Source organism: Pseudomonas sp. GW821-FHT02A08, from assembly GCF_059422045.1.
This window is the reverse complement of record NZ_JBWKWD010000001.1, coordinates 1-18,955: the sequence shown is the minus strand read 5'-3', so window position 1 is coordinate 18,955 and position 18,955 is coordinate 1. Positions and strand designations below refer to the sequence as shown.

The following is an 18,955-nucleotide window of genomic DNA, read 5'->3' as shown; positions in this document are numbered from 1 at the left end:
ATCACGCCCTGACAAAAATCGGGGCGTTTTTTTATGCGTATTGGCCACGGCTATGATGTGCACCGTTTCGCTGAAGGCGATTTCATCACTCTGGGCGGCGTGCGCATTGCGCACAGCTTCGGGCTGCTCGCTCACTCTGACGGTGACGTCCTCTTGCACGCCTTGAGCGATGCCTTGCTCGGTGCCGCGGCGCTGGGCGACATCGGCAAGCATTTCCCGGATACCGACCCACAATTCAAGGGCGCCGACAGCCGTGCACTGTTGCGTCACGTCGTCGCGCTAGTCCATGCCAAGGGCTGGAAAGTCGGCAACGTCGACAACACCATCGTCGCCCAGGCGCCGAAAATGGCCCCGCATATCGAATCGATGCGCGCGCTGATTGCCGCGGATCTTCAAGTAGAGTTGGATCAAGTGAACGTGAAAGCTACCACCACCGAAAAGCTCGGCTTTGTCGGTCGCGAAGAAGGCATTGCCGTGCACTCCGTTGCCTTGTTGCTGCGCGCATGAACGAACTGCAATTGCTCGGCCCGCGGGCTTACGGTGAGGCCCTCGGCACGGCGGTCCTGAAAGCGATCGCGGAAGATTTCCAGGTCGACGAAGTCCTCGACATTCCCCTCAGCGGCGAAGGCGAACACCTGTGGATCTGGGTGGAAAAGCGTGGCCTGAATACTGAAGAAGCAGCGCGACGGATTGCCAAGGCGGCCGGCGTGCCATTGCGCACCGTCAGCTATGCCGGGCTCAAGGACCGTCAGGCGTTGACTCGCCAGTGGTTCAGCGTGCAATTGCCGGGCAAGGCCGACCCGGATCTGTCGGCCGCGGAAAACGATACGCTGAAGATCCTCAAGACCGCCCGCCACAAGCGCAAACTGCAGCGCGGTGCTCACTCGGCCAACGGTTTTACATTGCGCCTGACGCAATTCGCCGGCGACAAGGCTGCGCTTGAAGAGCGTCTGCAACTGATCGCCAAACAAGGCATCCCCAATTATTTCGGCGCCCAGCGTTTCGGCCATGACGGCGGCAACGTCGTCGATGCTCGTGCCTGGGCCGCGCGCAAGGCACTGCCGGAGCAGCGCAACGTGCGCTCGCGCCTGCTTTCCACGGCGCGCAGTTTTCTGTTCAACCAGGTATTGGCCGCGCGTGTCGCCGACGGCACCTGGCAGCGTGCCCAGGTGGGCGATCTGCTGGCGTTCACCGACAGCCGCAGTTTTTTCCCGGCAGGCGAAGCCGAGTGCAGCGACCCGCGCCTGGCGATTCTCGATCTGCACCCGACCGGTCCGCAGTGGGGCGAAGGTGACTCGCCGGCCACGGGCGTTGTCCATGAACTGGAGCAGGCCATCGTCGCACGCGAAGCGGATTTGCGTGACTGGTTGATCAATGCCGGAATGAGCCACGAACGTCGCATCCTGCGGCTGCCCATTGGCGGGTTGACGTGGCATTATCCCGAACCTGACATTCTGCAACTGGAATTCGTCCTGCCGGCCGGATGCTTCGCCACCGTATTGGTGCGCGAGCTTGTTGATCTGGTGCCGGTGGGGCAGACGGACAGCCCATGCGTATTCTGATTTCTAACGACGATGGGGTAACAGCACCCGGTCTCGCCGCGCTTTATGCTGCGCTGGCGGATTACACCGAGTGCGTGGTTATCGCCCCGGACCAGGACAAGAGCGGCGCCAGCAGTTCGCTGACGCTCGACCGTCCATTGCACCCGCAAACCCTGGCCAACGGCTTTATCAGCCTCAACGGCACGCCAACCGATTGTGTGCACTTGGGCCTCAACGGCCTGCTGGAGCGCGAAGCGGACATGGTGGTTTCCGGTATCAACCTGGGCGCGAACCTGGGGGACGATGTCCTGTATTCCGGCACGGTGGCGGCGGCCCTCGAGGGGCGTTTCCTGAAACACCCTTCGTTTGCCTTTTCGCTGGTCTCACGCCAGGTAGATAACCTTCCCACAGCTGCCCATTTCGCGCGCAAACTGGTTGAAGCCCATGCTGAGCTGGATCTGCCACCGCGTACGGTACTGAACGTGAACATTCCCAATCTGCCGCTGGACCGTATCCGCGGTATCCAGTTGACTCGCCTGGGCCATCGCGCCCGAGCCGCGGCACCGATGAAAGTGGTGGATCCGCGGGGCAAGTCCGGTTACTGGATCGCAGCGGCCGGGGATGCCGAAGATGGTGGCCCGGGGACCGATTTCCATGCAGTGATGCAGGGTTATGTTTCGATCACGCCGCTGCAACTGGATCGCACCTTCAATGATGCCTTCAGAAGTCTGGACGGCTGGCTGGAGGGGCTGCGCTGATGGGTCGCGAACAAGACGATATGCTGCGTCGCGGTATTGGCATGACCTCTCAGCGAACCCGGGAGCGGCTGATCCAGCGCCTGTACGAAGAGGGCATCTCCAACGCCAGGGTGCTGGAGGTCATTCGCCGGACCCCTCGTCACCTGTTTGTCGACGAAGCGCTGGCACATCGTGCCTATGAAGACACCGCGCTGCCGATTGGCAACAACCAGACCATCTCCCAGCCTTATATGGTGGCGCGCATGAGCGAGCTGCTGCTGGAGGCCGGTCCCCTCGACAAGGTGCTGGAAATCGGCACCGGGTCGGGCTATCAGACGGCGGTGCTGTCGCAACTGGTCGAGCGTGTATTCTCGGTCGAACGCATCAAGGTTCTGCAGGATCGGGCAAAGGAACGTCTGGTCGAACTGAACCTGCGCAACGTGGTGTTCCGCTGGGGCGATGGCTGGGAAGGCTGGCCGGCACTGGCGCCGTACAACGGGATTATCGTCACCGCGGTAGCGACCGATGTGCCCCAGGCACTGCTTGACCAGTTGGCGCCGGGAGGCCGAATGGTGATCCCGGTCGGGGCCGGCGAAGTCCAGCAATTGATGTTGATCATCCGCGAGGAACAGGGTTTTTCCAGGCATGTCCTGGGGGCTGTGCGCTTCGTGCCATTGCTCAATGGGCCACTGGCCTGAGCATTTGTTTCGGCACGCTGAATTCTCTTCGATTGCCTGTGTCTTACAGCGGCATCGTTCGGTTGAACGGGATTGATCTTCAGGCAGCAAACGTGTGCGCGACACCGATTCGCTACATTAAAGGTAAAGCGTGCACGGCCCGTTATACTTGCGACAGTTCATTACCGGACTCCGGTATTTCACATTTTCAGCCACCACAGAGGGAGCGGCGGGTGAGTCTCACAGTCATTGCGCAGCGTATGAGTAAAACGAGCTTTCAGCGCCTGGTGACTGGCCTTGTCTTGAGCACCTTGCTGGTCGGTTGTTCCAGCAACAAGTCCAGCGATGTTCGTGTCGTGGACCGCAACAATGCCGCGGCTCAGCGTCCAGCCGTGACCACCGGGCAATACGTCGTTCGGCCCAAGGACACCCTGTTTTCCATTGCCTTCCGTTACGGCTGGGACTACAAGGCCCTGGCGGCGCGCAACAACATTCCTGCGCCTTACACCATCCGCCCGGGTCAGACGATTCGCTTTGATGGTCGTACCGATTCAACGTCGACGGCGGTGGTCAGTTCGTCCAGTTCAACACCTTCGTCGTCGAGTAAAACCACGGTCATCCGTCGTTCGGCAAACGGTACGACCACGAGCACAACGACGGTTGTACCGTCCGTCGCGAGCAAGCCTGCACCCGCGCCATTGCCCCCTCCCGGACCGGCCCCGACCGGCTGGGGATGGCCATCTAATGGCATTCTGATTGGAAAATTCTCTTCAAACGGTAGTTTGAATAAAGGAATTGATATCGCCGGAGATTTGGGACAGCCTGTTTTAGCTGCGTCTGATGGGACGGTGGTATACGCCGGGAGTGGCTTAAGGGGCTACGGCGAATTAGTGATCATCAAACACAGTGAAACCTACGTAAGCGCCTACGGACATAACCGCAGGCTGTTGGTTCGGGAGGGGCAGCAGGTCAAGGTCGGACAGACAATTGCCGAAATGGGGTCAACGGGTACAGACCGGGTGAAACTGCATTTTGAGATTCGCCGCCAGGGTAAACCTGTAGATCCGCTGCAATTCCTGCCACGTCGTTGATCGCTTACCAGCCTGTTCCGTCGCGTAGAGGGGACAGGCTCCAGCGTTGCCAGGGAGAAAGGCGCCGCTTGAGCTTGAGGTCGAACTCACCAAAGGACTATAACAATGGCTCTCAGTAAAGAAGTGCCGGAGTTTGACATCGACGATGAGGTTCTCCTGATGGAGAGCAGCATCGATACGGATTCGATGTCGAATGATGAAGGGGCGGCTCCACCTTCCGTTCGTGCCAAATCCAAACACTCCGCATCCTTGAAACAGCACAAGTACATTGACTACACGCGGGCACTTGATGCCACGCAGCTGTATCTCAATGAAATTGGTTTCTCTCCCCTGCTTTCACCCGAAGAAGAAGTTCATTTTGCGCGCCTGTCGCAAAGTGGCGATCCGGCCGGGCGCAAACGCATGATTGAAAGTAACCTGCGGCTGGTGGTGAAAATCGCTCGTCGTTACGTCAATCGTGGGCTGTCGCTGCTGGACCTGATCGAAGAGGGTAACCTCGGCTTGATCCGGGCGGTGGAGAAGTTCGATCCGGAACGCGGTTTCCGCTTCTCGACCTACGCGACCTGGTGGATTCGCCAGACCATCGAACGCGCAATCATGAATCAGACCCGAACCATCCGGCTGCCGATCCATGTGGTCAAGGAGCTGAATGTGTACCTGCGGGCTGCGCGGGAGCTGACGCAAAAACTCGACCATGAACCCTCACCCGAAGAAATCGCCAACCTTCTGGAAAAACCGGTGGGAGAGGTCAAGCGCATGCTCGGCCTTAACGAGCGGGTTTCTTCGGTCGACGTCTCGCTGGGTCCGGATTCGGATAAAACCCTGCTCGATACCCTGACTGACGACCGTCCTACCGATCCATGCGAACTGTTGCAGGACGACGACCTGTCCCAGAGCATCGATCAATGGCTCTCGGAACTTACCGACAAGCAACGCGAAGTGGTTGTACGCCGCTTCGGCCTGCGCGGCCATGAAAGCAGCACCCTTGAAGACGTAGGCCTGGAAATCGGCCTGACCCGGGAGCGGGTCAGACAGATTCAGGTGGAAGGCTTGAAGCGGCTGCGCGAGATACTGGAAAAAAATGGTCTGTCGAGCGAGTCGCTGTTCCAATAAGGCACTCACTGCGATGGCATGAAAAACCCCGACCTGCTCGGGGTTTTTTTTTGTTGCGATTCAAAGGATGTACTCTGATCCAGTGTGGGAGCGGGCTTGCTCGCGAAGGCGGTCTAACCGGCAACATTGATGCTGAATGTGATGGCCTCTTCGCGAGCAAGCCCGCTCCCACAAGGGGGGCTGGCAGGTCCATTTCGCGTTAGCTCGGGATTTTGGTTTCGTGCTGTAAGCCCAGGCTTACACTTGCGTAAGTGTTCGTTATTTTTACACCCTGGCAATCGTCCATGTTGAACGTTTTTTGTTTTTATCTTTTTGATTTATATAGCTATTTTTTATTATTAATGACGTGTGACAGCTGGGTTTCGCGCCAAGGGGCGATTGATCCCGCAGGGGAACACTCTAGTATTGAGGTTGTGTCGACGGACAGACACGTCCTTCAAGGATGAGGGATAGGGATATCGCAGGACGCGATTCATCAGGACGATGAAAAGGAACACAGGGAATAGGGAAAAAATGTGGGCGGGTCAAACCGCCCCTTTTTTTGCCTGCAGAAAAGCAAAAAGGCCCTTGTGGGGCCTTTTTCGCGAACGCGGGGGTAATCAGCGTTCGAGGTGTTCGATCTTGCCTGTCTTGCCGTCCCATTCTGCGGAATCGGGCAAAGGGTCTTTACGTTCGGTGATGTTTGGCCAGATATCGGCCAGCTCTGCGTTCAGCTCGATGAAGTTTTCCATGCCGGCCGGAACCTCATCTTCAGAGAAGATAGCCACAGCAGGGCATTCAGGTTCGCACAGCGCGCAATCGATGCACTCATCCGGGTGAATCACCAGGAAATTCGGGCCTTCGTAAAAGCAGTCCACCGGACAGACTTCTACGCAGTCGGTGTACTTGCACTTGATGCAGTTGTCGGTGACGACGAAGGTCATTTCTAATTTTCTCCTCAGGCGCGGCTTGCTGCGCCCCTTCTCGTAGGGGTCGCCAGGTTCGGGAGCGATAGTCTGCTGGCCAGGCTATTAGCCAGCAGCATCCCAAACCGCGCGAGATTCTAACAGCTTGCAAGCCGCTGCGTTAGATCCGTGTCTTTAGTGTATAGAGCATTTCGAGAGCACGACGCGGCGTCATGTCGTCCAGGTCGAGCTTGGCCAGGTCATCCAGCACCGGATGCGGCAGGCTGGCAAACAGGTCGCTTTGCTGCGGCGCGGCCGATTTGCCTTTGGCTGGTGCCGGGGTTTCATGGGGCAGGGCGGTGTCTTCCAGGCGGCTCAAATGCTCGCGGGCACGGGTGATCACCTCATTCGGTACGCCTGCCAGCTGCGCAACGGCCAGGCCGTAACTCTGGCTGGCCGGCCCGGGCAGCACGTGGTGCAGGAACACGATGCGTTCATTGTGCTCGGTAGCATTGAGGTGCACGTTGGCCACCAGCGGCTGGGCTTCCGGCAGGACGGTCAGTTCAAAGTAGTGGGTGGCGAACAACGTGTAGGCTCGCAGATGCGCCAGGCGTTCGGCCGCCGCCCATGCCAGGGACAGGCCGTCGAAGGTGCTGGTACCGCGCCCGACTTCGTCCATCAGTACCAGGCTGCGTTCGGTGGCGTTGTGCAGGATGTTCGCGGTTTCGCTCATTTCCACCATGAAGGTCGAACGCCCGCCGGCCAGGTCATCGCTGGAGCCGATCCGGGTGAAGATGCGGTCGACCAGCGACAATTCACAACTGGCTGCCGGCACGAAGCTGCCGATGTGCGCCAGGAGCACGATCAAGGCGGTCTGACGCATGTAGGTGGATTTACCACCCATGTTGGGACCTGTGATCACCAGCATGCGGGTATTGTCGTCCAGGCTCAGGTCGTTGGCCACGAACGGCGTGGTCAACACTTGTTCTACCACCGGGTGACGACCCTGGCTGATGCGCATGCACGGTTCACTGACGAAGCGCGGGCAGTTCAGGTCGAGGTTCAGCGCACGTTCGGCCAGGTTACTCAAGACGTCCAGTTCAGCCAGGGCGCCGGCTGTGTCCTGCAACGGTGGCAGCTGGCTGATCAGATCTTCCAGCAGCGCTTCGTACAGCATCTTTTCGCGGGCCAGGGCGCGGCTCTTGGCTGACAGCGCCTTGTCTTCGAACGCCTTGAGTTCCGGCGTAATGAAACGCTCGGCGCCTTTGAGCGTCTGTCGGCGAATGTAGTCGGCCGGTGCCGATTCCGCCTGCTTGCTTGGCAGCTCGATGAAATAACCGTGGATGCGGTTGTAACCAACCTTCAGGTGCGACAGGCCGGTGCGGGCCTTTTCCCGTGCTTCGAGGTCGATCAGGAATTGCCCGGCGTTTTCGCTCAGCGACTGCAGTTCGTCGAGTTCGCTGTCGTAGCCGGTTTTCAGCACGCCGCCGTCACGAATGACCGCGGGCGGGTTGTCGATGATGGCTGTTTCCAGGAGCGCCGCCAGTTCCGGGTAGGTGCTGGTAATGGTGGCGAGTTGCTGGAGGTGGGGGGCTTCGAGCTCCGTCATTGCCACTTGCAGTTCGGGCAGGGCGCCGAGGGCGTCACGCAAGCGGGCGAGGTCGCGGGGACGGGCATTGCGCAGGCCGATCCGCGCAAGAATCCGCTCGATGTCGCCGATTTCCTTGAGTTGCGGTTGCAGCCTTTCAAAGCGATAGCCGTCGAGCAGGCAAGTAATCGAAGTCTGACGCGCCAACAGCACCGTCAAATCGCGCAACGGGCGATTCAGCCAGCGGGTCAGCAGGCGGCTGCCCATGGCGGTCTGGCATCGGTCCACCACCGATTGCAGGGTGTTGTCGCGGCCCCCGGCCAGGTTGGTGTCGAGCTCCAGGTTGCGACGGCTGGCGCCATCGAGCACCACGGTGTCGTCCAGGCGTTCATGGCGCAGGCTGCGCAAATGGGGCAGGGCGGTGCGCTGGGTTTCCTTGGCGTAGGCCAACAGGCAGCCGGCGGCGCCGATGGCCAGGGTCAGGTTTTCGCAGCCAAAGCCCTTGAGGTCCTGGGTCGAGAATTGCTGACACAGGCTTTTGAGCGCCGAATCGCGCTCGAAATCCCAGGGCGCGCGGCGACGCACACCACGGCGTTTTTCCGCCGGCAAGTCCTTGGGCCAGTCATCCGGGATCAGCAGCTCCACCGGGTTGACCCGCTCCAGTTCCGCCAGCAGATTTTCCCAACCCTTGATTTCCAGCACGCTGAAGTTGCCACTGGTGATGTCCAGCACCGCCAGGCCGAACAGGCGCTCATCGCCCAGCACGGCGGCGATCAGGTTGTCCCGACGCTCGTCCAGCAGCGCCTCGTCACTCACCGTCCCCGGCGTGATGATACGCACGACCTGACGCTCCACCGGCCCTTTGCTGGTGGCCGGGTCGCCGACCTGCTCGCAGATCACCACCGACTCGCCAAGCTTCACCAGCTTTGCCAGGTAACCCTCGGCGGCGTGGTAAGGAATCCCGCACATCGGAATCGCCTGGCCAGCCGACTGCCCGCGGGCCGTCAGGGTGATGTCCAGCAACTTGGCGGCCTTCTTCGCGTCTTCATAGAAGATCTCGTAGAAGTCGCCCATGCGGTAGAACATCAGCTGGTCCGGGTGCTGGTTTTTCAGGCGCCAGTATTGCTGCATCATCGGGGTGTGGGAGGACAGGTCGGAGACGGCTTTATTCATCGGATTGTCAGGAAGCTCGTTGAAAGAGGTGGGGCAAAAGCGGGGCAATGGCCGGGCTTTTCCGCGATGGGCGCAAGGTTACCATGGGCGGTCTACCCGACGCAGGCACCACGGCCGGGTGACATCTTTTACGATGCGAAAATCATGTTATGCATCGATCATGCAAATCGGCATTGTCTTCTTCAGGAAGAGCACGCACTATGCAGGTTATGCAAAAACGCAACGTATCTACCGTATTAAGAGCATTGCTCGATCAGCACGGGATCTCCCCCACGGAGCTTCACCGTCGAACCGGTGTGCCTCAATCCACGCTCTCGCGCATCCTCAGCGGGAAGATCGTCGATCCTTCGGATAAACATATTTCGAAGATCGCCGAGTATTTCTCCTTGAGCACCGACCAATTGCGTGGCCGCGCGGACGTCTCGTCTGCCGCTAAAGCCGGGCGGGCTCCCGTGCATTCGGAACTCAAGGATATAAGTCTGTGGGATGACGATACCCCTGTCGATGACGACGAGGTGTCGGTCCCCTTTCTTCGCGAGGTTGAATTGGCCGCGGGATCAGGAAGATTCGTCATCGAAGAAAGCGAGCGCTCCAGCCTGCGCTTTGGCAAGCGAAGCCTGCGCCATAACGGTGTGCAGTTCGACCAGGCAAAGTGCGTGACAGTGCGGGGCAACAGCATGTTGCCGGTGCTGCGCGACGGAGCCACGGTCGGGGTCAATGCCGGCAAGTGCGGCATTGGCGATATCGTTGACGGCGACCTTTATGCAATCAATCACAACGGCCAATTGCGGGTGAAGCAGTTGTATCGCCTGCCGACCGGGATTCGCTTGCGCAGCTTCAACCGTGACGAACATCCGGATGAAGATTACAGCTTTCAGGAAATCCAGGAGGAGCCAATTGTTATCCTCGGACATGTTTTCTGGTGGGGGATGTACGCCCGCTAACCCTCATCCGCTCAGATAAAACCCGCTTCCCGAGCGGGTTTTTTTTGTGTGCCGAAAGCTTTGGGGGTTCTTTTGTATGCGCCTGTGCATTGACTGAATATGCATTAGTGCATAATCTTGTGCCTGTCCATTCAAGAACACGGTGTGATCGTTCACTCAAGGAGGCATGAAATGACCGCTGAGCAATATGCGTTGCTGGACATGCCTTTGTGGCTGGTCATCAGCCTGCCAATACTCGGTGGCGTTACCGGTGAAATGTGGCGTGCCGACAAAGAGGGCGTTAGTGGCTGGCCCCTTGTCCGGCGCCTGGGCCTGCGGTCTGGATCCAGCATGATCTGCGGTGCTTCGGTCATCATGCTGCTGCACGCCGCCAATGTTTCAATCTGGGCTGCTTGTGCGGGTGGTTGCCTGGCGGCGATGGCCGGGACAGACGTTGTTTTAGGGTTGTATGAGCGTTGGGTGGCCAAGCGTATGGGGGGCGGTCATGTTCCGTCTGGTGACGTTGACGATTGATTCTCCGACAGTCCCTTTCCAGAGCCTTTGATTCCTTACATATTGATCGCTCCTGTCGCTTGCAAGTGCGGTCTGCTCGTGTACGTTTAACCTCATCCCGCCCGATCAGGAGATGACCGTGAACGAAATCACCCAGCTTGCCGCCGAACTCGGCAGACGCCTGCAGGTTCTCAATGCCCACGTCACTACGGCGGAGTCCTGCACCGGCGGAGGCATCGCCGAGGCAATCACCCGTATCCCCGGGAGTTCGGCCTGGTTCGAGGCCGGTTATGTCACCTACTCCAACCGGCAGAAAACCTTGCAACTGGATGTCCCGGTGGAGTTGTTCACCACCGTGGGCGCGGTCAGCCGCGAGGTGGTCGAGGCCATGGTCCGGGGGGCGCAGAAAAAAAATAGCGCGTATTTCTCCGTGGCGGTCAGTGGCATCGCCGGACCGGATGGTGGAACGGCGAACAAGCCTGTTGGCACGGTTTGGCTGGCCTGGGGCATTGGAGACCAGGTGTTCTGTGAGCGGCAGCACTTCCCGGGTAATCGCGACGACGTCCGCCGACAAACGGTGAAGGCCGCGCTAGAGGGGCTGTTGCGGTATGCCGCGGCAGAAATCTCAAATCAGGGGTAGGCGATCCGCAAACGCTGTGGAATAATACTGGCTACTTATACAGGTGTTGGCCGTCAGGCCTTATTGATTACGTGAGGACTTTAATGGACGACAACAAGAAGAAAGCCTTGGCTGCGGCCCTGGGTCAGATCGAACGTCAATTCGGCAAGGGTGCCGTAATGCGTATGGGCGATCAGGACCGTCAGGCGATCCCGGCCATCTCCACTGGCTCTCTGGGGCTGGACATCGCTCTCGGCATCGGCGGTCTGCCAAAAGGCCGTATTGTTGAAATCTACGGTCCTGAATCCTCCGGTAAAACCACGCTGACCTTGTCCGTGATCGCCCAGGCTCAAAAAGCCGGCGCGACCTGCGCATTCGTCGACGCCGAACACGCCCTCGACCCTGAGTACGCCGGCAAGCTGGGCGTCAACGTCGACGACCTGCTGGTTTCCCAGCCGGACACCGGCGAACAGGCCCTGGAAATCACCGACATGCTGGTGCGTTCCAACGCGGTTGACGTGATCATCGTCGACTCCGTAGCCGCCCTGGTGCCAAAGGCTGAAATCGAAGGCGAAATGGGTGACATGCACGTGGGTCTGCAAGCCCGTCTGATGTCCCAGGCGCTGCGTAAAATCACCGGTAACATCAAGAACGCCAACTGCCTGGTGATCTTCATCAACCAGATCCGTATGAAAATCGGCGTGATGTTCGGTAGCCCGGAAACCACCACCGGTGGTAACGCTCTGAAGTTCTACGCCTCGGTTCGTCTGGACATCCGTCGTACGGGCGCGGTGAAAGAAGGTGATGAGGTCGTCGGTAGCGAAACCCGCGTCAAGGTTGTGAAGAACAAGGTGGCTTCGCCGTTCCGTCAGGCCGAGTTCCAGATTCTTTACGGCAAGGGCATCTACCTCAACGGTGAGATGATCGACCTGGGTGTTCTGCACGGTTTCGTCGAGAAATCCGGTGCCTGGTATGCCTATGAAGGCACCAAGATCGGTCAGGGCAAGGCCAACTCGGCCAAGTTCCTGGCAGACAACCCGGAAGTCGCGGCAAAGCTGGAGAAGCAACTGCGTGACAAGCTGCTGTCGCCTGCATCGGTTGCAGACGCCAAAGCTTCTGCGGTCAAAGAGACCGAAGACGACCTGGCTGACGCTGATATCTGATCGAAGCAATGACCGCCGTACTCGATACACTCGTCGCGGTGCGGCGAACCGCAATGGACCTGCTCGCACGACGCGAGCACGGTCGTGTCGAGCTGACGCGTAAACTGCGTCAGCGCGGCGCTCTCCCTGAAATGATCGAAACAGCACTCGACCGGTTGACGGAAGAGGGGTTGTTGTCTGAAACCCGTTACCTTGAAAGTTTTGTTTCCTACCGTGCCCGTTCCGGTTATGGCCCTTTACGCATTCGTGAAGAGTTGAGTCAACGCGGCCTGCAGCGCACCGATATTGAACTCGCCCTGCGTGAGAGCGGTATCGACTGGCAGGAACAGCTGGCCGATACCTGGCGCCGCAAGTTCTCCGGGCAATTGCCGGCAGACGCCCGGGAGCGAGCCAAACAAGGCAGGTTCCTGGCGTATCGGGGATACTCCATGGAAATGATCAATCGCCTGTTCAGCGGTCGAGGGATGGACGATTGAACTGAAACGGCCCGCTATTTTGATAGCGGGCCGTTTTTTTATGCCTCACGAAACCTTTGACGGCTCCCGGGTGCGTTGTTGTACCTGGGGTTTTGATTGTGCCCAGTTTTCCGGCAGGTTGATGTAGTCCACAAGCTCACGCAGACGGCCATGATTGCGGGCGTTGAAGTTGAAGACCAGCCGCGCCAGATGGCTGAATTCGGCTTCGTCGTGTTCCTCGCCGCTGTAGGTGTGCTGATGGAAATGATCGCTAAGGCACAGGTCGGCGAAAGCTTCCTGCATGTGTTCGAGTGCGTGATCGCTGAGTGTGTGATTCATGCGAATCAGGAACTGATGCTTGAGCCAGCGACTGGAGTGGAAGTTGCTGTAGAACTGGTTGATGTGCTCTACCGCTTCTTCGACGTTGTAGACCAGTTTCATAAGCTTCATGTCAGTGGGCAGGATGTAGTGGTTTTCCTCCAGTTGCTGGTGAATGAAGTCCAGTGCGCCTTGCCAGAATTTGCCGCCCGGCGCGTCGAGCAGCACCACGGGCACCAATGGACTCTTGCCGGTCTGGATCAACGTCAGCACTTCCAGCGCCTCATCCAGCGTACCGAAGCCACCCGGGCACAGCACCAGGGCGTCGGCTTCCTTGACGAAGAACAGCTTGCGGGTGAAGAAAAAGTGGAAGGGCAGCAGGTTGGTCGTGCCGTCGACAGTGGGGTTGGCATGCTGCTCGAAGGGCAGGGTGATGTTGAAGCCCAGGCTGTGTGTCAGGCCGGCGCCCTCATGGGCGGCGGCCATGATGCCGCCACCGGCGCCGGTAATGACCATCATGTCCGAGCGCGCCAGAGCGGCGCCGAGTTCCCGGGCCATGGTGTAGAGCGGATGTTCCATGGGGGTGCGGGCCGAGCCGAAAACAGTGACCTTGCGCCGCCCCTTGAATTGTTCGAGCACGCGAAAAGCCTGTTCCAGTTCGCGCAGGGCTTGAAGGGTGATTTTGGCATTCCAGCGGTTGTGGTCTTCCTGGGCCATGCGCAGCACGGTCAGGATCATGTCGCGGTAGATCGGGATGTTCGGACTGTTGGGTGAAATCAGCTTGAGTTGTTCTTCGACCTTGCTGATGAGGTCGTGGCCGCTTTCTTCAAAATGACGGCTCAGGAGGTCATTCGGTTGGTAAGGCATTCAACTTCTCCTTCTGCACAGAACCCTCGGCCCGACAACGTAAGCCGGTGCCACGACACTTCATGTGTCGCTGTCTGCCCAGGCCCATGCCTGGGCGACCTACTTGACCCGAAAGGCATCGGATCATCCAAACAGGCTCTGTTTTCCCTTGAATGAAAAAAGTTCGCACTACACGACAAGCGACGGCCAGCCCCTTTCCAGCCTTGAAGAAGTATAGGTGGATACTCTGAAATCCAGACCTTCAAAGTGAGTTGCGCTGCCTTGATCATTGCGCCACAAAGTCTTTCCTGGCAACCGCTTATTGACGATTTGCAAGGGGCTTTCACCGCTCGTCTGAACGCGCGTCGCATGTGCTGCACTCTGATTTACTAAGTTACAGGTGCCACACGACAACTTTGCGTCAATGGCAAGGCGCACGGCACAAGCGATTCAAGGATTTATCACTTAAACATGAGTGAAGTGCAGGGAGGCGGGAAACCATGGCCAGAGTCGTTCTGGAGATCGATACGCAACTGTATCGATTGCTGAAGTCATCAGCCGAGACCCATCATTTGAGTCTCGAAGAGGAGTGCTGCCGACGTTTGCGCGGTGGCGAGCGTCGTTCACATTACTTGCAGGCGCTACTGGCAGAACTGCGCGCCGAAGATGAACAGCGGCGCGCCAATTCCAGGTGATTACTTTTTCTTCTTGGCCGGTTGCAGGCAATCCGATTCCTGGAAGCTTGCGGAGCCGACCGGGCGATTGGTCTTCACCTCGGTGAAGTCGTAGCGCATGATCGCGCCCTTGGCCATCAGCTTGCGAAACCCTTCGTTTCGGCAGACAGAGGCCCCCAACTGGAAGTACACGGCTTTCGGGTCTGCACGCATCTTGTCGGCGTGGCTGCTCTGCACGCTCAGGTGGTTGATCAGCTGTTTGCCTTCAACGGTGTAGCCTTGATCGAGAATGTCTTCGTTGATCGCTCGAGGAGTGCCGACGCTGCTCTGGCTGGCGACGTTTTGCAGCATTTTGTTCAGTTCTGTGTCTTTCAAGGACGCAGCCTGGGCGTTGAAGGACGACGCCAGCAAAATGGCCGCGGTAGGAACGATAAGGCGCAGCATGAAACTCTCCTGGTTCAGTGATGCGGGGTTGGACCCGTCACGTGGCTGTGCGTTCAGTGGCGGCGAATTATAGGGGAGGCGGGCTGGACGGTACAGGCTTGCGCCGGGCGGTCTGGTAAACTGCTGGCACTTTTTACCCTGTCGAGTGTTTTTCGTGTCGATTTCCCTTCTCTGTGGGCGTTGCCCGCTATGAGTCATACCCCCGCGCGCTTTGCCTTGAATGCCGTAGCCCGCTTGCGCGATCAGCGTGAGGAGGAGGGCATCAAGCCGATTCAGGCCCGGGGCTGGCGCGCGCCGCGCTGCCGTGACTGCCGGGTGATCGAGAGTCACTGCCTGTGCGCTTGGCGTCCGCAGGTCGCTACCCGCTCCGGCGTGTGCCTGATCATGACCAACAAGGAAGTGTTCAAGCCGAGCAACACCGGTTGGTTGATCGCCGACGTGGTACCTGACAACCATGCCTTCATCTGGTCCCGTACCGAAATCGATCCGAAGTTGCTGGCGCTGTTGTCCGACCCGCAATGGCAGCCTTACCTGGTGTTTCCGGGTGAGTACGTCGAACCTGAGCGTGTGACAAACACTGTGGACGTCGATGGCATGAAGCGCCCGCTGTTCATTCTGTTGGATGCGACCTGGACCGAAGCGCGGAAGATCTTTCGCAAGAGCCCCTATTTCGACCGACTGCCGATCCTCAGCCTGCTGCCGGAGAAACTCTCCCGTTACCGGTTGCGCCGCTCGACCCGCAGCGAGCATCTGTGCACGGCGGAAGTGGCGGCGCTGTGCCTTGACCTTGCAGGCGATGTCGCCGCGGCATCGGCGCTGGATGCCTACTTCGATGTGTTCAGCCAGCATTACCTCGATGCCAAACACCAGTTGGAGATGAGCGTTTCGACCCCGGCGCACGCCGAGTTGATGCCCTATGTTCAGCCGGCCACTCCATTGATGAGCTGATTGTCGCGCATACTGCAATAAAGTGTACCGGCCATGCGGCTTGACCACCCCGGCTTCGCTGGGCATGCTTGGCGCCGATCAGGGTACGGCCGGAATTTTCGACGTCGTTTTTTGCGTTGAACGTGCCTTGTCGGTGCAGCTCCGTGGCTGTGCCTTGAGGTGCTTTGGCGAGGTCCGAATGCATCGGGCGTCCCATGAAAAACAGGATCATTTGAAAAATGGCCACATACGAAATCCTGATTGCCGATGACCACCCGCTTTTTCGTAGTGCCTTGCATCAAGCGCTGACCCTGGGCCTTGGCCCGGACGTCCGTCTGGTGGAAGTGGCGAGCATCGCCGAACTGGAAGTGCGCCTGACGGAAAAGTCCGACTGGGATCTGGTGCTGCTGGACCTGAACATGCCAGGGGCCTACGGTTTTTCCGGGCTGGTCCTGCTGCGCGGCCAGTACCCGCAGATTCCGGTGGTCATGGTCTCGGCCCAGGAAGAGCCGACCATCATGGTCAAGTCTCGTGAATTCGGCGCCAGTGGCTTCATTCCCAAATCCAGTGACTTGAGTGTGATCCAGAAAGCCGTGCGTGCGGTCCTCGATGGCGATGTGTTCTGGCCGCCGCAGGCGTTCGAAGCGGTCAGCGTCTCGGATGAGGCCAAGGCGGCCAGCGAAGGGCTTGCCAGCCTGACTCCGCAACAATTTCGGGTGCTGACCATGGTCTGCGAAGGCTTGCTGAACAAGCAGATCGCCTACGAGCTGAGTGTTTCCGAGGCGACTATCAAGGCGCACGTGACCGCGATTTTCCGTAAACTGAATGTGCGGACCCGGACCCAGGCCGCGCTACTCCTGCAACAACTTGAGTCAATTTCCAGCCATTAAAGGCTGGCAAATTCACGCTTTTTTGACTTTGGTTGAACTAGCTTTCCCACTTCTTTTTTGTCAGTTGCCCACTCTATGTCACCTTTCAAAGGCCAGACCGGTCTGAAACGTATTCTCAATGCCTCCGGTTATTCGCTGGACGGCCTGCGCGCAGCCTTCACCGGTGAAGCCGCCTTTCGGCAATTGGTATTGCTCAACGTCATTCTGATCCCTTTGTCGTTCTTCCTGAATGTCAGCCGGGTCGAACAGGCGTTGTTGATCGCGGTATGCCTGCTGGCGTTGATCGTCGAGTTGCTCAACTCGGCGGTGGAAGCGGCCATCGACCGGATTTCCCTTGAGCGGCATCCGCTGTCCAAGAATGCCAAGGACATGGGCAGTGCCGCCCAGGCTGTGGCATTGACCATGATTGCCCTGGTGTGGGCGGTGATCCTGCTTTAAGCGATCGTCGGCAGCACGATCTCGTCGCTGCGCTGAACCCCGGCGGTGAAGGCGCGGCACAGATCGAGGAATTCGCGCATCGCCGAGGTCTGATATTTCTGTTTATGCCAGATGAAATAAAACTGTCGCGCCAGATCCAGATCCGGCGTCTCGACAGGCACCAGGCTGCCGCGGCGGAATGCGTCGCGCAGAGCCAGCCTGGAAATGCAGCCAATCCCCAAACCTGATTCCACCGCGCGCTTGATCGCTTCTGTGTGCTCAAGTTCGAGCCGGATGTTTAACGAAGTGCGGTGATGGCGCATGGCTTGATCGAAGGTCAATCGCGTGCCTGACCCCTGTTCTCGCAAGATCCAGGCTTCTTGGCTCAACTCGTCCATGGTGGCCGTGCCGCGCTTGGCCAACGGATGCTGAGGGGCGCAAAACACCACCAGTTCGTCCTCGACCCAGCTTTGCACTTCGATGTCAGGGTGACTGCAGTCGCCTTCGATTAGACCCAGATCAATTTCATAGTGGGCCACTTGTTGCACGATATTGGCAGTGTTCTGCACATGCAGTTTCACCTGGCTTTCCGGGTGGCGCTGCATGAAGCTGCCGATCAACAATGTGGCCAGGTAATTGCCGATGGTCAGGGTCGCGCCCACGGCCAGCGAGCCGAAACCGGACTTGCCATTGAGCAGGTCTTCGATTTCCTTGGCCTGGTCCAGCAGCGCCACCGCTTGCGGCAACAGTTGTTTGCCCAGGGCGTTCAGGCTCAACCGTTTGCCGGCACGGTCGAACAACTGGCAGCTGCACTGGCGCTCCAGTTCGGTGATCGAGGTGCTCGCCGCCGATTGCGAGAGGTTGAGCAGGCCCGCGGCACGGGACACACTTTCCTGCTGGGCGACGGCGACGAATACTTGAAGTTGACGGAGAGTAAATCGCATATCTATATAACCGATAACCCTTATCTTAATAATCCATTTAACAGATATTGTCTCTGCCTTTAGAATGCGATGCAATTGCGCAGAGCTGGCTTTCTTTGCAGAGCACACCGAACACGCGCAGACCAATCTCCAGGAGTCCCACGTACATGAGCAACATGAACCACGAGCGTGTCCTCAGTGTTCACCACTGGAACGACACTCTGTTCAGCTTCAAGTGCACCCGTGATCCGGGCCTGCGCTTCGAGAACGGTCAGTTCGTGATGATCGGCCTGCAACAGCCCAACGGCCGCCCGCTTATGCGCGCTTACTCGATTGCCAGCCCGAACTGGGAAGAGCATCTCGAGTTCTTCAGCATCAAGGTGCCTGATGGCCCGCTGACTTCGCAGTTGCAGCATCTGAAGGAAGGCGACGAGATCATCATCAGCAAGAAGCCTACCGGCACGCTGGTACTGGATGACTTGAAGCCTGGCAAGCATTTGTACCTGCTCAGCACCGGTACCGGCCTGGCGCCGTTCATGAGCGTCATCCAGGACCCGGAAACCTACGAGCGTTTCGAAAAAGTGATCCTGTGCCACGGCGTGCGTTACGTCAACGAAGTCGCTTACCGCGAGTTCATCACCGAGCACCTGCCGCAGAACGAATTCTTCGGCGACGCGCTGCGTGACAAGTTGATCTACTACCCGACCGTGACCCGCGAGCCGTTCGAGAACGAAGGTCGCCTGACCGACCTGATGCGCAGCGGCAAGCTGTTCAGCGACATCGGTCTGCCACCGATCAACCCGCAGGACGACCGCGCCATGCTGTGCGGCAGCCCGAGCATGCTCGACGAGACCAGCGAAGTGCTGAACAGCTTCGGCCTGAAGGTTTCGCCGCGGATGCGCGAGCCGGGTGATTACCTGATCGAGCGTGCGTTCGTCGAGAAGTAAGCAGCCGCTCAACGGCTCTGCTTTCCCTGTGGGAGCGGGCTTGCTCGCGAAGGCGGTGTGTCAGTCGACATTAAAGTTGACTGACACACCGC

General features: G+C 58.7%; 21 protein-coding genes. 16 read left to right on the top strand and 5 right to left on the bottom strand.

Translation table 11 applies throughout. The annotated features are described in order from the left end of the window. Positions 1-33 precede the first annotated feature (33 nt). The 6 genes from ispF to rpoS all read left to right on the top strand — a co-directional run bounded on the left by ispF (position 34) and on the right by rpoS (position 5,159). Entirely contained in the window at positions 34-507 is a 474-nt protein-coding gene (gene ispF, locus AC07W4_RS00105; protein ID WP_007970721.1) for a 2-C-methyl-D-erythritol 2,4-cyclodiphosphate synthase, read from the top strand. Further along, complete coding sequence (gene truD / locus AC07W4_RS00100) at positions 504-1,562, top strand: tRNA pseudouridine(13) synthase TruD (RefSeq protein ID WP_495031079.1); 1,059 nt, start codon at positions 504-506, stop codon at positions 1,560-1,562. Before ispF ends, truD begins: the two co-directional genes overlap by 4 nt. Beyond that, positions 1,550-2,299, top strand: coding sequence for a 5'/3'-nucleotidase SurE (gene surE, locus AC07W4_RS00095; protein WP_495031078.1), 750 nt, complete (start codon positions 1,550-1,552; stop codon positions 2,297-2,299). Before truD ends, surE begins: the two co-directional genes overlap by 13 nt. Positions 2,300-2,340: 41 nt before the next feature. Beyond that, on the top strand, positions 2,341-2,976 hold the full coding sequence (locus tag AC07W4_RS00090; RefSeq protein ID WP_172435346.1) for a protein-L-isoaspartate(D-aspartate) O-methyltransferase: 636 nt from the start codon (positions 2,341-2,343) through the stop codon (positions 2,974-2,976). A gap of 212 nt (positions 2,977-3,188) precedes the next feature. Further along, positions 3,189-4,046, top strand: coding sequence for a peptidoglycan DD-metalloendopeptidase family protein (locus AC07W4_RS00085; RefSeq protein ID WP_489318605.1), 858 nt, complete (start codon positions 3,189-3,191; stop codon positions 4,044-4,046). A gap of 105 nt (positions 4,047-4,151) precedes the next feature. Next, positions 4,152-5,159 (top strand): RNA polymerase sigma factor RpoS, encoded by a 1,008-nt coding sequence (rpoS, locus tag AC07W4_RS00080; RefSeq protein ID WP_007990225.1) that lies wholly within the window; start codon positions 4,152-4,154, stop codon positions 5,157-5,159. A 599-nt stretch (positions 5,160-5,758) separates the two neighbouring features. On the opposite strand, the gene fdxA is transcribed toward rpoS, so the two are convergent. Together fdxA and mutS are read right to left on the bottom strand one after the other, a co-directional pair. Continuing rightward, complete coding sequence (gene fdxA, locus AC07W4_RS00075; RefSeq protein WP_108227902.1) at positions 5,759-6,082, bottom strand: ferredoxin FdxA; 324 nt, start codon at positions 6,080-6,082, stop codon at positions 5,759-5,761. Positions 6,083-6,224: 142 nt separating this feature from the next. After that, on the bottom strand, positions 6,225-8,804 hold the full coding sequence (gene mutS / locus AC07W4_RS00070; protein WP_495031077.1) for a DNA mismatch repair protein MutS: 2,580 nt from the start codon (positions 8,802-8,804) through the stop codon (positions 6,225-6,227). A 209-nt stretch (positions 8,805-9,013) separates the two neighbouring features. Here mutS and AC07W4_RS00065 point away from each other — a divergent pair, with 209 nt between their 5' ends. From AC07W4_RS00065 to recX, 5 genes are all read left to right on the top strand, one after another. Then, on the top strand, positions 9,014-9,748 hold the full coding sequence (locus tag AC07W4_RS00065; protein ID WP_495031292.1) for an XRE family transcriptional regulator: 735 nt from the start codon (positions 9,014-9,016) through the stop codon (positions 9,746-9,748). A gap of 171 nt (positions 9,749-9,919) precedes the next feature. After that, positions 9,920-10,261: a phage holin family protein gene (locus AC07W4_RS00060; protein WP_495031076.1), complete on the top strand. Its 342-nt coding sequence runs from the start codon at positions 9,920-9,922 to the stop codon at positions 10,259-10,261. A gap of 118 nt (positions 10,262-10,379) precedes the next feature. Further along, positions 10,380-10,880 carry a CinA family protein gene (locus AC07W4_RS00055; RefSeq protein ID WP_008054081.1) on the top strand — a complete coding sequence of 167 codons (501 nt, stop codon included), beginning with the start codon at positions 10,380-10,382 and terminating at the stop codon, positions 10,878-10,880. Between the two features lie 83 nt (positions 10,881-10,963). Continuing rightward, positions 10,964-12,022, top strand: a complete 1,059-nt coding sequence (gene recA, locus AC07W4_RS00050; protein ID WP_007996915.1) for a recombinase RecA — start codon at positions 10,964-10,966, stop codon at positions 12,020-12,022. A gap of 8 nt (positions 12,023-12,030) precedes the next feature. Beyond that, positions 12,031-12,498, top strand: a complete 468-nt coding sequence (recX, locus tag AC07W4_RS00045) for a recombination regulator RecX (RefSeq protein ID WP_008054083.1) — start codon at positions 12,031-12,033, stop codon at positions 12,496-12,498. A 45-nt stretch (positions 12,499-12,543) separates the two neighbouring features. On the opposite strand, the gene AC07W4_RS00040 is transcribed toward recX, so the two are convergent. Next, positions 12,544-13,662, bottom strand: coding sequence for an LOG family protein (locus AC07W4_RS00040; RefSeq protein WP_495031075.1), 1,119 nt, complete (start codon positions 13,660-13,662; stop codon positions 12,544-12,546). Positions 13,663-14,141: 479 nt separating this feature from the next. Here AC07W4_RS00040 and AC07W4_RS00035 point away from each other — a divergent pair, with 479 nt between their 5' ends. Continuing rightward, entirely contained in the window at positions 14,142-14,336 is a 195-nt protein-coding gene (locus AC07W4_RS00035) for a hypothetical protein (protein WP_057716151.1), read from the top strand. Here AC07W4_RS00035 and AC07W4_RS00030 read toward each other — a convergent pair whose 3' ends face one another. Next, positions 14,337-14,759: a quorum-sensing-regulated virulence factor family protein gene (locus AC07W4_RS00030; protein ID WP_008054088.1), complete on the bottom strand. Its 423-nt coding sequence runs from the start codon at positions 14,757-14,759 to the stop codon at positions 14,337-14,339. It lies immediately after the preceding gene. Between the two features lie 189 nt (positions 14,760-14,948). Between AC07W4_RS00030 and AC07W4_RS00025 the strand changes: the two genes are divergently transcribed. The 3 genes from AC07W4_RS00025 to AC07W4_RS00015 all read left to right on the top strand — a co-directional run bounded on the left by AC07W4_RS00025 (position 14,949) and on the right by AC07W4_RS00015 (position 17,014). Further along, positions 14,949-15,707 (top strand): tRNA-uridine aminocarboxypropyltransferase, encoded by a 759-nt coding sequence (locus tag AC07W4_RS00025; RefSeq protein WP_495031074.1) that lies wholly within the window; start codon positions 14,949-14,951, stop codon positions 15,705-15,707. Positions 15,708-15,925: 218 nt separating this feature from the next. Continuing rightward, positions 15,926-16,576: a response regulator transcription factor ErdR gene (gene erdR, locus AC07W4_RS00020; RefSeq protein WP_008054094.1), complete on the top strand. Its 651-nt coding sequence runs from the start codon at positions 15,926-15,928 to the stop codon at positions 16,574-16,576. Between the two features lie 75 nt (positions 16,577-16,651). Further along, a complete protein-coding gene (locus AC07W4_RS00015; RefSeq protein ID WP_495031073.1) occupies positions 16,652-17,014 on the top strand; it encodes a diacylglycerol kinase in 363 nt (120 codons plus the stop codon). On the opposite strand, the gene AC07W4_RS00010 is transcribed toward AC07W4_RS00015, so the two are convergent. Next, complete coding sequence (locus tag AC07W4_RS00010; RefSeq protein WP_008054099.1) at positions 17,011-17,937, bottom strand: LysR family transcriptional regulator; 927 nt, start codon at positions 17,935-17,937, stop codon at positions 17,011-17,013. The two genes, AC07W4_RS00015 and AC07W4_RS00010, sit on opposite strands and share 4 nt — an antisense overlap. A gap of 146 nt (positions 17,938-18,083) precedes the next feature. Between AC07W4_RS00010 and fpr the strand changes: the two genes are divergently transcribed. After that, positions 18,084-18,863 (top strand): ferredoxin-NADP reductase, encoded by a 780-nt coding sequence (gene fpr / locus AC07W4_RS00005; protein WP_008054100.1) that lies wholly within the window; start codon positions 18,084-18,086, stop codon positions 18,861-18,863. Positions 18,864-18,955 lie beyond the last annotated feature (92 nt).